Here is a 12,285-nt window from a genome sequence, read left to right as displayed (position 1 = left end):
GAACCTTGCGATGACCCAACGAATCACCCGCCAGCGCCTGCAGGTCGCCGACGTCCTGCAACGCTTCATCGAAGACGAAGCCCTGCCGGGCACCGGCGTACAGGCCGAAGCCTTCTGGAAGGGCTTCGACGCCCTGGTCCACGAGCTGGCGCCGAAGAACCGCGCGCTGCTCGCCGAACGCGACCGCCTGCAGACCGAGCTGGACACCTGGCACCGCGCCCATCCGGGGCCGATCCAGGACATGCCGGCCTACCGCGCCTTCCTCGAATCCATTGGCTACCTGCTGCCGGCGCCCGCCGCCGTGCAGGCCAGCACCGCCAACGTCGACACCGAGATCACCCAACAGGCCGGCCCGCAGCTGGTGGTACCGGTGATGAACGCGCGCTACGCGCTGAACGCCGCCAACGCCCGCTGGGGCTCGCTGTACGACGCGCTCTACGGCACCGACGCGATCAGCGAGGACGACGGCGCCGAGAAGGGCAAGGGCTACAACCCGCGTCGCGGCGAGAAGGTCATCGCCTTCGCCCGCGCCTTCCTCGACCAGGCCGCGCCGCTGGCCCGGGGCAGCCACGCCGACGCCACCGCCTACCGCATCGAGCAGGGCCAGCTGCGCGTGACCCTGGAAGACGGCAGCGTCGAAGGTCTGGCCCAGGCGGAGAAATTCCTCGGCTACCAGGGCGAGCCCCTGGCGCCCAAGGCCGTGCTGCTGAAGAACAACGGCCTGCACTTCGAGATCCAGATCGACTCCACCAGCCCGATCGGCCAGACCGACGCCGCCGGTGTGAAGGACGTGCTGGTCGAGGCCGCGCTGAGCACCATCCTCGACTGCGAGGACTCGGTGGCCGCGGTGGACGCCGAGGACAAGACCCTGGTCTACCGCAACCTCCTCGGCCTGATGAAGGGCGACCTCAGCGAAGCGGTGGAGAAGGGCGGCAAGAGCTTCGTCCGGCGCATGAGCGCCGACCGCCAATACACCGCCGTCGACGGCTCCACGCTGACCCTGCACGGCCGCTCGCTGCTGTTCATCCGCAACGTCGGCCACCTGATGACCACCCCGGCGATCCTCGACGGCAGCGGCGTGGAAATCCCCGAAGGGGTCATGGACGCGGTGCTCACCGGCCTGGTGGCGATCCACGACCTGCAGCGCAAGGGCAACTCGCGCACCGGCAGCGTCTACATCGTCAAGCCGAAGATGCACGGCCCGGCCGAAGTGGCCTTCGCCGACGAGCTGTTCGGCCGCGTCGAGGACCTCCTCGGCCTGCCGCGCCACACCTTGAAGATGGGCATCATGGACGAGGAGCGGCGCACCAGCGTCAACCTCCAGGCCTGCATCGGCGCCGCCGGCGCGCGGGTGGTGTTCATCAACACCGGCTTCCTCGACCGCACCGGCGACGAGATGCACAGCGCCATGGAAGCCGGCCCGATGCTGCGCAAGGGCGACATGAAGGGCACCCGGTGGATCGCCGCCTACGAGCGCAACAACGTGCTGGTCGGCCTGGCCTGCGGCCTGCGCGGCCGCGCGCAGATCGGCAAGGGCATGTGGGCCATGCCGGACCTGATGGCGGCCATGCTCGAACAGAAGATCGGCCACCCGAAATCCGGCGCCACCACCGCCTGGGTGCCGTCGCCCACCGCCGCCACCCTGCACGCGCTGCACTACCACCAGGTGGACGTGCAGGCGGTGCAGAGCGAGCTGCAGAAGGTCGACCTGAGCGCCGCCCGCGACGGCCTGCTCGACGACCTGCTGAGCATCCCGGTGGCCGCTTCGGCCGACTGGTCCGCCGAGGCGCGCCAGGAGGAGCTGGACAACAACTGCCAGGGCATCCTCGGCTACGTGGTGCGCTGGGTCGAGCAGGGCGTCGGCTGCTCCAAGGTGCCGGATATCCACAACGTCGGCCTGATGGAGGACCGCGCCACCCTGCGCATCTCCAGCCAGCACATCGCCAACTGGCTGCACCATGGCGTGGTCAGCGAGGCCCAGGTGCGCGAGACCCTGGAGCGCATGGCCAGGGTGGTCGACGAGCAGAACGCCGGCGACCCGGCCTATCGCCCGATGGCTGCGGACTACCAGGGCTCGGCGGCGTTCCAGGCGGCCAGCGACCTGGTCTTCAAGGGGCGCGAGCAGCCCAGTGGCTATACCGAGCCGCTGCTGCACGCCTGGCGCCTGCGCTACAAGGCGCAGCACTGACGGTTGCTCCTGCAGATGCAGGAGCGAGCTTGCTCGCGAACGGAGTTCTGCCGGCGGGATCGGTGTGCGTCCTGAAGAGCCCCTCTCCCCCAACCCTCGGCTGCGCGCCCCGCCCTGAAGGGAGAGGGGGCTAGCCCGTGCCGGCGGAGAGATCAGCGTCAGTCGGATAACGCCGAGTTTGCCGGCTGACTCCAGAGCATCCAAGCACTCCTAACGGTCCCCTCTCCCTTCAGGGAGAGGGCTAGGGAGAGGGTGTGGAGCCACACCCAAACACGGGCATCTCAGGTGAGCACCGTTCGTGAGCAAGCTCGCTCCTACGAAGAGCGCTCTCCAACCCACCACCCATCTTTGGTTGGCCCCCAATGCCCGACCAACCGCCCGATGGCGTCTTGGCGCACGCCGGGAATTGCGTTAGCGTGCGGCCGCAACCGTGGTAACCCGCCTGAGGGGTAGACAATGAAAAAGTGGCAATGCGTAGTCTGCGGACTCATCTACGACGAATCCAAAGGCTGGCCGGAAGAAGGCATCGCGGCGGGCACCCGCTGGGAAGACGTGCCCGAAGACTGGCTGTGCCCGGACTGCGGCGTCGGCAAGCTGGACTTCGAGATGATCGAGATCGGCTGATCCGTCGTGGCGTTCACGCGAACGGCGGCCCGGTGGCCGCCGTTTTCGTTGGCGCGCCCGTGCTTGAGCGCCGCGCGCGGTTGGCCGCGCCGCCGCCGGCGCCTGGCAAGCCTGCCCTTGGCGGCTGGCGGAAAAGTGCGCTAGCTTGCCCTGGCTATCCGCAGGAGGTGCGACGATGCGCAAGTGGCAATGCGTGGTCTGTGGCTTCATCTACGACGAGGCCCTCGGCCTGCCCGAGGAAGGCATCGCCCCCGGCACCCGCTGGGAAGACATCCCGGCCGACTGGGTATGCCCCGATTGCGGCGTGGGCAAGATCGACTTCGAGATGATCGAAATCGCCTGAGGCGCCCCGCCAATCCCTGATTCCCCCCGCGCCGCGCGACGCCGGCGCGGCCCCGTTCGATGTGGAGAACCGAATGAGCGAGAACGCACCGCTGGTGATCATTGGCACCGGCCTGGCCGGCTACAACCTGGCGCGCGAGTGGCGCAAGCTGGACGCGGAAACCCCGCTGCTGCTGATTACCGCCGACGACGGCCGCTCCTATTCCAAGCCGATGCTCTCCACCGGTTTCGCCAAGGACAAGGACGCCGACGGCCTGGCCATGGCCGAGCCGGGCGCGATGGCCGAACAGCTCAAGGCGCGCATCCTCACCCACACCCGCGTCACCGGCATCAATCCGGGGCACAAGCGCCTGTGGATCGGCGAAGAGCAGGTCGAGTACCGCGACCTGGTGCTGGCCTGGGGCGCCGAGCCGATCCGCGTGCCGGTGCAGGGCGACGCGCTGGACGCGATCTTCCCGATCAACGACCTGGAAGACTACGCGCGCTTCCGCGCCGCTGCCGCCGGCAAGCGCCGCGTGCTGTTGCTGGGCGCCGGCCTGATCGGCTGCGAATTCGCCAACGACCTGTCCAGCGGCGGCCTGCAGATCGACGTGGTGGCGCCCTGCGAGCAGGTCATGCCCGGCCTGCTGCACCCGGCCGCGGCCGGCGCCGTGCAGGCCGGCCTGGAAAGCCTCGGCGTGCGCTTCCACCTGGGCCCGGTGCTGAACCGCCTGGTGCGCGCCGGCGAGGCGCTGGAAGCGCACCTGTCGGACGGCCAGGTGATCCCCTGCGACCTGGTGGTTTCGGCCGTGGGCCTGCGCCCACGCATCGACCTCGCCGCCGGCGCCGGCCTGGAAGTGAACCGCGGCGTCGTGGTCGACCGCGAGCTGCGCACCTCCCACGCCAACATCTACGCCCTGGGCGACTGCGCCGAGGTCGACGGCCTCAACCTGCTCTACGTGATGCCGCTGATGGCCTGCGCCCGCGCGCTGGCGCAAACCCTGGCGGGCAAGCCGACTGCCGTGGCCTACGGCGCCATGCCGGTGACCGTGAAAACCCCGGTGTGCCCGCTGGTGGTCTCGCCGCCGCCGCGCGGCAGCGACGGCGAATGGCGTGTGGAAGGCTCTGGCCCGGACCTCAAGGTGCTCTGCCGGGATACCGCCGGTCGTTTGCTCGGCTACGCCCTGACCGGCGCGGCGGTCAGCGAAAAGCTCTCGCTGAACAAGGAGTTGCCGGCGCTCCTGACATAAAAATCCGAAGCTATGGCACTTCCGTCGTGGGAATGTGCTCGCAAATTGTCAGACGATACTGGCGTACCAGCTTGCGGCGTGCCATCCTCCCCCCGTCTACCGCAGCCTAGAGCCTGCAAGGCCTGGGCAGCGGTGCCTTGGGCGCTGTTGGGAAGACAGCACGGACACAAAAACAACAAACCGTCAAAGAGGCATTTATGCGTAAACCAGAACTCGCCGCCGCGATCGCCGAGAAGGCCGACCTCACCAAAGAACAAGCCAACAAGGTGCTGAACGCGCTGCTGGATGAGATCACCGGCGCGCTGAATCGCAAGGACAGTGTCACCCTCGTGGGCTTTGGCACCTTCATCCAGCGCCACCGTGGCGCCCGCACCGGCAAGAACCCGCAAACCGGCCAGCCGGTGAAGATCAAGGCCAGCAATACCGTCGCCTTCAAACCGGGCAAGGCCCTGAAGGACGCCGTCAACTAAGTTGGCCCGAGGCCCGGAGCCAGAGCGGCTCCGGGCTGCCCCCGCAGTTACATTTTCCCTTCAAAAGTACGGATGTAGTCCTTCTCTGAAGTCGCTACAATGCGCAGCCATCTGTCTCGAACATCGAGGTCTGTGCATGAAATTCCGTCTTCTCCTGTGGTTCCTCGGGCGCCTGATGGCCAAGGCCTCGCGCGACAACCCGGCATTCCGCAAGCAACTCGAAGGCAAGGACCTGGTGTTCCAGCTGCACAGCCTGGACGGCAAGGTCGCGCGCCACTACATCGTTCGCGACCTGCGCGTCAGCGCGCGGCGCGGCAGCCACCCGCTGCCGGCCTTCGCCATCGGCTTCCGCGACGGCGCCTACGGCTACGCCACCCTCACCTCGAAGAACCCGCAGCTGGCGTTCATGCAGGGCATCCAGAACAAGGACATCCAGATCCAGGGCAATCCGGCGCTGGTGATCTGGTTCCAGGGCCTGGTGAAGTACCTCAAGCCGAAGAAGAAGGCGGCGGCCAAGGCAGTGGAGAAGGAAGCGGCCTGAGGCCAGTCCCTCCGTAGGAGCGCGCCACGCGCGATTCGCGGGCATGCCCCGCTGTTACCTGTACCGCCACGGCAACGTCGCTGGGTCCCCGCGTTCGCGGGGAAGACGTGCCAAACCCAAACCCGCCACTCCCGCGAACGCGGGAGCCCAGTGCCTTCCGTGGGGCGTTCCCCGCACATTTCGGGCGCCGGGCCTGGAGGTCGTGCACAAGACGGTTGCCAGGTTGGATGTGGATACGAAAAAGCCGCTTCCCCGTTGGGAGAAGCGGCTTTTTCATGGCCGGTGCGCGATCAGTGCGAGCTGTTCATCTGCGCCGCCAGCTCACGCAGCACCGCTTCGGCGTCGAGCACCTTGCGTACCGCGTCCTCGGCTTTCTCGCGGGGGATGTCCAGGCGATCCAGCAGGGCCTGCGGCACGCAGTTCTGCGGGCCGCTGCCGATGCCGTTCTGGCGCAGCAGGCGGGTGGCCAGGCAGACCAGGTTGGCGTAGGCGGCGTTGGGGCCGGTGTAGTCCGGGTCGTGCTGGAAGCGCAGGGCCGTGTAGATCTCGTCCGGCATGTCCCAGGTACGCATCAGCCAGGCGCCGATCTGCTCGCGGGTGATGCCCAGCAGGTGCTGCTCCACCAGGTTGTGCGGCACGTGCGGGTTGACCTCCAGGTGGCGGCAGATCAGCGAGAAGTGCGGCGGGAAGATGTGCGCCAGGACCAGGTAGCCCATGCTGTGCAGCAGGCCGCCGAGGTAGGTCAGGCCGGCCTCCGGGCGCTCGGCGCGCGGCACGGCGCGGGTCAGGCCCTCGATCACCGCGGCGGTGTAGATCGCCTGCTGCCAGTAGGGCGTGGCGTGCTGCGGCTGGTCCTTGGGCAGGCTCAGGGTCTTGCCCAGGGCCAGGCCGAGGGCCAGGTTGATCACCAGGTCGAAACCCAGCACGCGGACGATGGCGTCTTCCACCGAGCGGATCTTGCCCGGCGCGGCGTAGTAGGGCGAGGCGGCCCAGCTGACCACCTGGGCGGCCAGCGCCGGGTCGGTCTCGACCACGCCGGTGATGTCGTCGACGGTGGCGTTGGGGTCGACCCGCAGCTTGATGATCTTCTGCGCGGTTTCCGGCAGCGGCGGAATCTCGATGGTCTCTTCCAGGCGTTGCTGGATGCGCCGGGCGGTGAAGGCCTGCACCGCCTGGGAGATTTCCGCGCGGTCGTCGTCGGGGCGGTCGAGGTTCGGCCGGATCTGCTCCAGGGGCACACCGAAGCGCGCCGCGCTGGCTTTCTCCAGCACCTGGCGGAAGTCGGCGGTGGGGATTTCCAGCAGCGTGCCGGGGTTGCCCGACTCGATCAGCAGGTGCGACTCCTGCAGCAGGCGCTCGTCGTACAGGCACGGCGAGCTGGTCAGCGGCGGCAGCGCCGGCAGGCGGCTGAGCCGGTGCTTGCCGAGCATCCGCTCCAGGCGCTCGGGCTTGATCGCCAGCAGCTTGCGCCCGGTCAGTTCGGTGAGGCGGTTGAGGTCCAGCAGCTGGTTCTGCGGGAAGAGCACCAGCAGGGTGCCGACGGCGTCTTCCAGCAGGCTCGCCTGCACGCGCTTCGCGGCCGGCAGTTGCTCGTTGTCGGGCAGTTCTCGGTAGGGCACGCCCAGGCGATCGAGCAACTGGAGGATGACCGAGGGGGCGGGAAGGGCTTCGGCGAGTGCGGCTTCGCTCATGGGCTTTGTGATCCGGTTATCAACTGCTGGCGGAAGTATAACCAGCGGCTATGCGTGACTGGTCGGTCAGCCGACCGGCGAAGGTGAAGTGGGTCACACTTGGCCATATTGCTGGCCGTGTCGCAACCAGCGCGCCAGCAGCGGGCTGACGTGTTGCGGCCAGTGCTCCAGCAGCGCCTGGGCGGCGTCACGCACCGCCGGCAGCAGGTCGGCGTCGCGCATCAGGTCCGCGACCTTGAACTGTAGCAGACCGGTTTGCCGCGTCCCGAGCATCTCGCCGGGGCCGCGCAGCTCCAGGTCGCGTTCGGCGATGACGAAGCCGTCGCTGGTCTCGCGCATGATCGCCAGGCGTTCGCGGCCGATCTGCGACAGCGGCGGGTGGTAGAGCAGCACGCAATGGCTGGCCGCGCTGCCGCGCCCGACCCGTCCGCGCAGCTGGTGCAGCTGGGCCAGGCCGAGGCGTTCGGGGTTCTCGATGATCATCAGGCTGGAGTTGGGCACGTCGACGCCCACCTCGATCACCGTGGTCGCCACCAGCAGCTGCAGCATGCCTTCCTTGAAGGCCTCCATCACCACGGCCTTCTCCGCCGGCTTCATGCGCCCGTGGATCAGGCCCACGCGCAATTCGCCGAGGGCCGAGGCGAGCTCCTCGTAGGTGGTTTCGGCGGCCTGGCAGGTGAGCTCCTCGGATTCCTCGATGAGCGTGCACACCCAGTACGCCTGGCGGCCTTCGGCGCAGGCCGCGCGGACCCGCTCGATCACCTCGATGCGGCGGCTGTCGGCGACCAGCACGGTGTTCACCGGCGTACGCCCGGGCGGCAGCTCGTCGAGGATCGAGGTGTCCAGGTCGGCATAGGCGCTCATCGCCAGGGTGCGCGGGATCGGCGTGGCGGTCATGATCAGCTGGTGCGGGCAGAGCCGGCCGTCGACGCCCTTCTGGCGCAGGGCCAGGCGCTGCTGCACGCCGAAGCGGTGCTGTTCGTCGATGATCGCCAGGGCCAGGCGCTTGAACTTCACCTCGTCCTGGAACAGCGCGTGGGTGCCGACCACCATCGGCACGCCGCCGGCGATCTGCTCCAGCGCGGCGGCGCGGGCCTTGCCCTTGAGCTTGCCGGCGAGCCAGGCGACCTCGATGCCCAGCGGCTGCATCCACTTGCTGAAGTTGAGGAAGTGCTGCTCGGCGAGGATCTCGGTGGGCGCCATCAGCGCCACCTGGTAGCCGGCCTCCAGGGCCTGCAGCGCGGCGAGCGCGGCGACTACCGTCTTGCCCGCGCCGACGTCGCCCTGCACCAGGCGCAGCATGGGTTCGGGCTGCGCCAGGTCGTAGGCGATCTCGGCGCCGACGCGCTGCTGCGCGCCGGTCGGGGCGAATCCGAGGTTCTTCAGGAAGCGCTGCGGCAGTTTCTTCGCCGGCGGCAACTCCGGAGCGTGTTGCGCGCGCAGGCTCTCGCGCAGGCGCTGGAGCGACAGCTGGTGGGTCAGCAGTTCCTCGAAGGCCAGGCGATGCTGGGCCCAGTGGCGGCCTTCGGCGAGCTCTTCGAGGTTGGCGTCCGGCGGTGGCCGGTGCAGGTAGCGGATGGCTTCGTCGAGCGGGCCTAGGCGGTAGTCGCGGGCCAGTTCCTCGGGCAGCCAGTCGGGCAGGCTGTTCGGCCCCAGGAGCGCCAGGGTCTGCTGGCTGAGCTGGCGCAGGCGCTGCTGGGTGAGGCCTTCGGTGGTCGGGTAGATCGGCGTCAGGGTCTGTTCCACCGGGGCCGGCGTGTCGTCGTTCAGCGCGCGGTATTCCGGGTGGTAGATCTCCAGGCCCGAGGCGCCGGGGCGGGCCTCGCCGTAGCAGCGCAGGTGGGTGCCGCGCTTGAGGTTTTCCTTCTGCGCCTGGCTGAAGTGGTAGAAGCGCAGGCTCAGGGTGCCGCTGCCGTCCTGCAGGCGCACCAGCAGGCTGCGGCGCTTGCCCATGACCACGTCGGCGCCGGAGACCACGCCCTCGACCACCGCGTCCTGCCCCGGGCGCAGCGCGCCTATGGGGGTGACGCGGGTGCGGTCCTGGTAGCGCAGCGGCAGGTGGAAGAGGATGTCCTGGAGGTTTTCCAGGCCGACCTTGGCGAGCTTTTCCTCCAGCGCGGCGCCGACGCCCTTGAGCGCCGTGACCGGGACGTTGGCCAGTTCGGTCATGCCGGCTGGGCTTCGCCCTTGGTGGCCGGTTGGGCGACCGAGCACAGGCGGATGGAGTCGGCCAGCACTTCGATGGCGCGTGGCCGCGGGAAGCTGGCGCGCCAGGCGATGGCGACGGTGCGCAGGGGCACCGGTGCGGTGAACGGGCGGACCTCGATCACGCCGGGCGCGTAGTGGTGGCTGTCCACCGCGGAAAACGGCAGCACCGACACGCCGAGGCCGGAGGCGACCATGTGGCGGATGGTCTCCAGCGAGCTGGATTCCACCGTGGTGTGGCGGTTCTCTTCGCCCTTGCGGGTGGTCGGGCAGGCTTCCAGCACCTGGTCGCGGAAGCAGTGGCCCTCGCCGAGCAGCAGCAGGCTCTTGTCGTTGAGCAGTTCGGCGTCGATGCTGGTCTTGGCGGTCCACGGGTGGTCGGCCGGCATCAGCACGTAGAAGGGCTCGTCGAACAGCGGCAGGGTGAGGACGTCGGCTTCCTGGAACGGCAGGGCGATGATGATCGCGTCCAGCTCGCCGGTGCGCAGCTTGTCGCGCAGGATGTGGGTGAAGTTCTCCTCGATGTACAGCGGCATCTGCGGCGCCACGCGGTGCAGCTGCGGGATCAGGTGCGGGAACAGGTAGGGGCCGATGGTGAAGATGGCGCCGACCTTCAGCGGCGAGGTCAGCTGGTTCTTGCCGGCCTGGGCCAGTTCACGGATGCCCTGGGCCTGCTCCAGCACCTTCTGCGCCTGGGCGACGATGCCTTCGCCCACCGGGGTCAGGCGCACCGCGCTCTTGCTGCGCTCGAAGATCAGCACGCCGAGTTCGTCTTCCAGCTTCTTCACGCCGACCGACAGGGTCGGCTGGCTGACGTGGCAGCGCTCGGCGGCGCGGCCGAAATGCTGCTCCTGGGCAAGCGTGACGATGTAGCGCAGTTCGGTGAGGGTCATGGCGACTAATCCGTTGAGTTGGGCCAAGCATAGCGGCTGCGCGGTTGCGAACCAACCGCGCTAAACTGCCGGCCCCTGTCTTTAGGAGGCGAAGATGTCCGCGAATGTTCTGATCGCCGGCTGCGGCGACGTCGGTGGCCGCCTGGGTCGCCAACTGCTCGCCGAGGGCTGGCGCGTCCATGGCCTGCGCCGTGACGTCGGCGCGCTGCCAGCGGGCATCCTGCCGGTCGCCGGCGACCTGGGCGCCAGCGAGTGCCCGGCGGCCTGGCCCGAGGGCGGGCTGGACTACCTGGTGTTCGCCGCCGCCGCGACCCAGCACGACGAGGCCGGCTACCGCGCCACCTATGTCGAAGGCCTGCGGCGCTGCCTGGAGTGGCTGCAGCGGCGCGGGCAGACGCCGAAGCGCCTGCTGTTCGTCTCCAGCAGCGGCGTCTACGCCCAGCAGGGCGGCGAGTGGATCGACGAGACCTCGCCGGCCGAGGCGCAGAGCTACTCCGGGCGGGTGATCCTCGAAGCCGAGCGGGTGGCCCTGGACAGCGGCATCCCCGCCAGCGTCGTGCGCCTGACCGGCATCTACGGCCCCGGCCGCGAATGGCTGCTCAAACAGGTCCGCGAGGGCTACCGGGTGGCCATCGAGCCGCCGCTGTACGCCAACCGCATCCACGCCGAGGACGCCGCCGGGTTGCTCGCCTGCCTGTTGCGCGCCGACGCCGCCGGCCAGGCGCTGGACGACTGCTACATCGGCGTGGACGACGCTCCGGCGCCCCTGGCCGAGGTGGTGGACTACCTGCGCGGGCTCATGGGCGTCGAGCACTGGGCCGAGGAGCAGAGCGTGCGCCGCGCCGGCAGCAAGCGCTGCCGCAACGCCCGCGCCAAGGCGCTGGGCTGGGTGCCGCGCTACCCGAGCTACCGCGAGGGCTACGCCGCGATCCTCGCCGGGCGCCAGGACTGAGGTGGACGCCAACCGGCTGCTGGCGCGCCCCTGGTTGCCCGGGGTGGAGCTGTTCCATGCGGACTTCTCCGGCCAGCCGTTCGGTCGCCACAGCCACGATGCCTTCGCCATAGGCGCGATCCTCCAGGGCGCCGGCGGCTACCAGTGCCGTGGCGCGCGCCATGTACTGCCGGCCGGCACCCTGTCGCTGATGAACCCGGAGGAACCGCACACCGGCAACGCCGAGAGCGCGCGGCTGGTCTATCGCATGCTCTATATCGAAGAGTCGCGGCTGCTGCCGCTGCTCGGCCGCAAGCAGTTGCCGCGGGGCTTCCAGGCGCTGAATCCGGGCGACGACGGTCAGGTCGCGACGTCCCTGGCGCGGCTGGCGGGCGAGTTCGAGCGCGACGACGCGCTGGGCCTGGAGAGCGAACTGCTGGCGTTGCTGGAACTGGTCTTCGTGCGCCATGGCGGCATGCGCCCGGCGGCGCCGGCGAGCCGCGACGGCGGCGTCACCGCGCGGCTGCGCGACTACCTGGAAAGCCACTACCGCGAGGCGGTGAGCCTGGAGCGCCTGGCCGCGCTGGTCGAACGCCATCCGCGCCACCTGATCGAGAGCTTCCGCCGCGCCTACGGCGTGCCACCGCACACCTACCTGCTGCAACGCCGGGTGCGCGAGGCCAAGCGCCTGCTGGTGGAGGGCGCCATGCCGATCGAGGCGGCGCTGGAGCTGGGTTTCTGCGACCAGGCGCATTTCTCCACGACCTTCCGCCGCTTCACCGGGGTCACTCCGGGGCGCTTCCGCAGCGCCACGCGCACCTGAGTTTTCTACAAGACCGCCATTCGCCGCGCCGGCCAGACTCGCCCTCCCTGATTCCGGGAGAGCGCCATGTTCGCCGCCTTCGCGCTGGTCGCCAGCACCCACTTCGCCGCCCTGCTGTCGCCGGGGCCGGACTTCTTCCTGCTGATCCGCGCCGCGCTGTTGCGCGGGCGCCGCCACGCCGACGGCTGCGCCAGCGGCATCGCCCTGGCCAATCTGGCGAGCATGGCGCTGGTGCTGTTCGTCCTCGGCCTGCTGCCGGGCGTGGCGAGCCACGGCTTGCGCATAGTGCAGCTGCTGGGCGGGGCGTATTTCGTCTGGCTCGGCGCCCAGGCCTTGCTGGCGCGGCGC

General features: G+C 69.3%; 12 protein-coding genes. 9 read left to right on the top strand and 3 right to left on the bottom strand.

What is annotated here, in order from left to right; all coding sequences use genetic code 11:
• The first annotated feature begins 10 nt into the window (after positions 1 to 10).
• The 6 genes from P3W75_RS20120 to P3W75_RS20095 all read left to right on the top strand — a co-directional run bounded on the left by P3W75_RS20120 (position 11) and on the right by P3W75_RS20095 (position 5,394).
• Positions 11 to 2,188 carry a malate synthase G gene (locus P3W75_RS20120; protein ID WP_276229071.1) on the top strand — a complete coding sequence of 726 codons (2,178 nt, stop codon included), beginning with the start codon at positions 11 to 13 and terminating at the stop codon, positions 2,186 to 2,188.
• A gap of 456 nt (positions 2,189 to 2,644) precedes the next feature.
• Positions 2,645 to 2,812, top strand: a complete 168-nt coding sequence (locus tag P3W75_RS20115; protein WP_259758104.1) for a rubredoxin — start codon at positions 2,645 to 2,647, stop codon at positions 2,810 to 2,812.
• A 175-nt stretch (positions 2,813 to 2,987) separates the two neighbouring features.
• On the top strand, positions 2,988 to 3,155 hold the full coding sequence (locus P3W75_RS20110) for a rubredoxin (RefSeq protein WP_009614171.1): 168 nt from the start codon (positions 2,988 to 2,990) through the stop codon (positions 3,153 to 3,155).
• A 73-nt stretch (positions 3,156 to 3,228) separates the two neighbouring features.
• Complete coding sequence (locus P3W75_RS20105; protein ID WP_276229070.1) at positions 3,229 to 4,383, top strand: NAD(P)/FAD-dependent oxidoreductase; 1,155 nt, start codon at positions 3,229 to 3,231, stop codon at positions 4,381 to 4,383.
• Between the two features lie 197 nt (positions 4,384 to 4,580).
• Positions 4,581 to 4,853 carry an HU family DNA-binding protein gene (locus tag P3W75_RS20100; protein ID WP_009614168.1) on the top strand — a complete coding sequence of 91 codons (273 nt, stop codon included), beginning with the start codon at positions 4,581 to 4,583 and terminating at the stop codon, positions 4,851 to 4,853.
• Between the two features lie 136 nt (positions 4,854 to 4,989).
• Positions 4,990 to 5,394, top strand: a complete 405-nt coding sequence (locus P3W75_RS20095) for a helicase (protein ID WP_276229069.1) — start codon at positions 4,990 to 4,992, stop codon at positions 5,392 to 5,394.
• A 290-nt stretch (positions 5,395 to 5,684) separates the two neighbouring features.
• On the opposite strand, the gene P3W75_RS20090 is transcribed toward P3W75_RS20095, so the two are convergent.
• The 3 genes from P3W75_RS20090 to oxyR form a co-directional block, all read right to left on the bottom strand.
• The gene (locus P3W75_RS20090; RefSeq protein WP_276229068.1) at positions 5,685 to 7,085 is read right to left on the bottom strand and encodes an aminoacyl-tRNA deacylase and HDOD domain-containing protein; all 1,401 of its coding nucleotides are present in this window, start codon (positions 7,083 to 7,085) and stop codon (positions 5,685 to 5,687) included.
• 93 nt (positions 7,086 to 7,178) lie between these two features.
• On the bottom strand, positions 7,179 to 9,254 hold the full coding sequence (gene recG, locus P3W75_RS20085) for an ATP-dependent DNA helicase RecG (protein ID WP_276229067.1): 2,076 nt from the start codon (positions 9,252 to 9,254) through the stop codon (positions 7,179 to 7,181).
• Positions 9,251 to 10,183 (bottom strand): oxidative stress transcriptional regulator OxyR, encoded by a 933-nt coding sequence (gene oxyR, locus P3W75_RS20080; protein WP_276229066.1) that lies wholly within the window; start codon positions 10,181 to 10,183, stop codon positions 9,251 to 9,253. The genes recG and oxyR overlap by 4 nt, the downstream gene beginning before the upstream one ends.
• A gap of 94 nt (positions 10,184 to 10,277) precedes the next feature.
• Between oxyR and P3W75_RS20075 the strand changes: the two genes are divergently transcribed.
• From P3W75_RS20075 to P3W75_RS20065, 3 genes are all read left to right on the top strand, one after another.
• Complete coding sequence (locus P3W75_RS20075; protein ID WP_276229065.1) at positions 10,278 to 11,135, top strand: NAD-dependent epimerase/dehydratase family protein; 858 nt, start codon at positions 10,278 to 10,280, stop codon at positions 11,133 to 11,135.
• A 1-nt stretch (position 11,136) separates the two neighbouring features.
• Positions 11,137 to 11,937, top strand: coding sequence for a helix-turn-helix transcriptional regulator (locus P3W75_RS20070; RefSeq protein WP_276229064.1), 801 nt, complete (start codon positions 11,137 to 11,139; stop codon positions 11,935 to 11,937).
• Positions 11,938 to 12,003: 66 nt separating this feature from the next.
• On the top strand, positions 12,004 to 12,285 hold a 282-nt coding region (locus P3W75_RS20065), incomplete at its 3' end, for a LysE family transporter (RefSeq protein ID WP_276229063.1).

It is taken from the genome of Pseudomonas citronellolis (assembly GCF_029335315.1).
GTDB classification, from domain to species: Bacteria; Pseudomonadota; Gammaproteobacteria; order Pseudomonadales; family Pseudomonadaceae; genus Pseudomonas; species Pseudomonas citronellolis_A.
This window is presented reverse-complemented; position numbering and strand designations above follow the sequence as displayed.

Excerpts from the sequence above, each read along its gene's own strand:
- P3W75_RS20120 (WP_276229071.1), top strand. The coding sequence starts at position 11 with ATGACCCAACGAATCACCCGCCAGCGCCTGCAGGTCGCCGACGTCCTG.
- P3W75_RS20115 (WP_259758104.1), top strand. The coding sequence starts at position 2,645 with ATGAAAAAGTGGCAATGCGTAGTCTGCGGACTCATCTACGACGAATCC.
- P3W75_RS20110 (WP_009614171.1), top strand. The coding sequence starts at position 2,988 with ATGCGCAAGTGGCAATGCGTGGTCTGTGGCTTCATCTACGACGAGGCC.
- P3W75_RS20105 (WP_276229070.1), top strand. The coding sequence starts at position 3,229 with ATGAGCGAGAACGCACCGCTGGTGATCATTGGCACCGGCCTGGCCGGC.
- P3W75_RS20100 (WP_009614168.1), top strand. The coding sequence starts at position 4,581 with ATGCGTAAACCAGAACTCGCCGCCGCGATCGCCGAGAAGGCCGACCTC.
- P3W75_RS20095 (WP_276229069.1), top strand. The coding sequence starts at position 4,990 with ATGAAATTCCGTCTTCTCCTGTGGTTCCTCGGGCGCCTGATGGCCAAG.
- P3W75_RS20090 (WP_276229068.1), bottom strand. The coding sequence starts at position 7,085 with ATGAGCGAAGCCGCACTCGCCGAAGCCCTTCCCGCCCCCTCGGTCATC.
- recG (WP_276229067.1), bottom strand. The coding sequence starts at position 9,254 with ATGACCGAACTGGCCAACGTCCCGGTCACGGCGCTCAAGGGCGTCGGC.
- oxyR (WP_276229066.1), bottom strand. The coding sequence starts at position 10,183 with ATGACCCTCACCGAACTGCGCTACATCGTCACGCTTGCCCAGGAGCAG.
- P3W75_RS20075 (WP_276229065.1), top strand. The coding sequence starts at position 10,278 with ATGTCCGCGAATGTTCTGATCGCCGGCTGCGGCGACGTCGGTGGCCGC.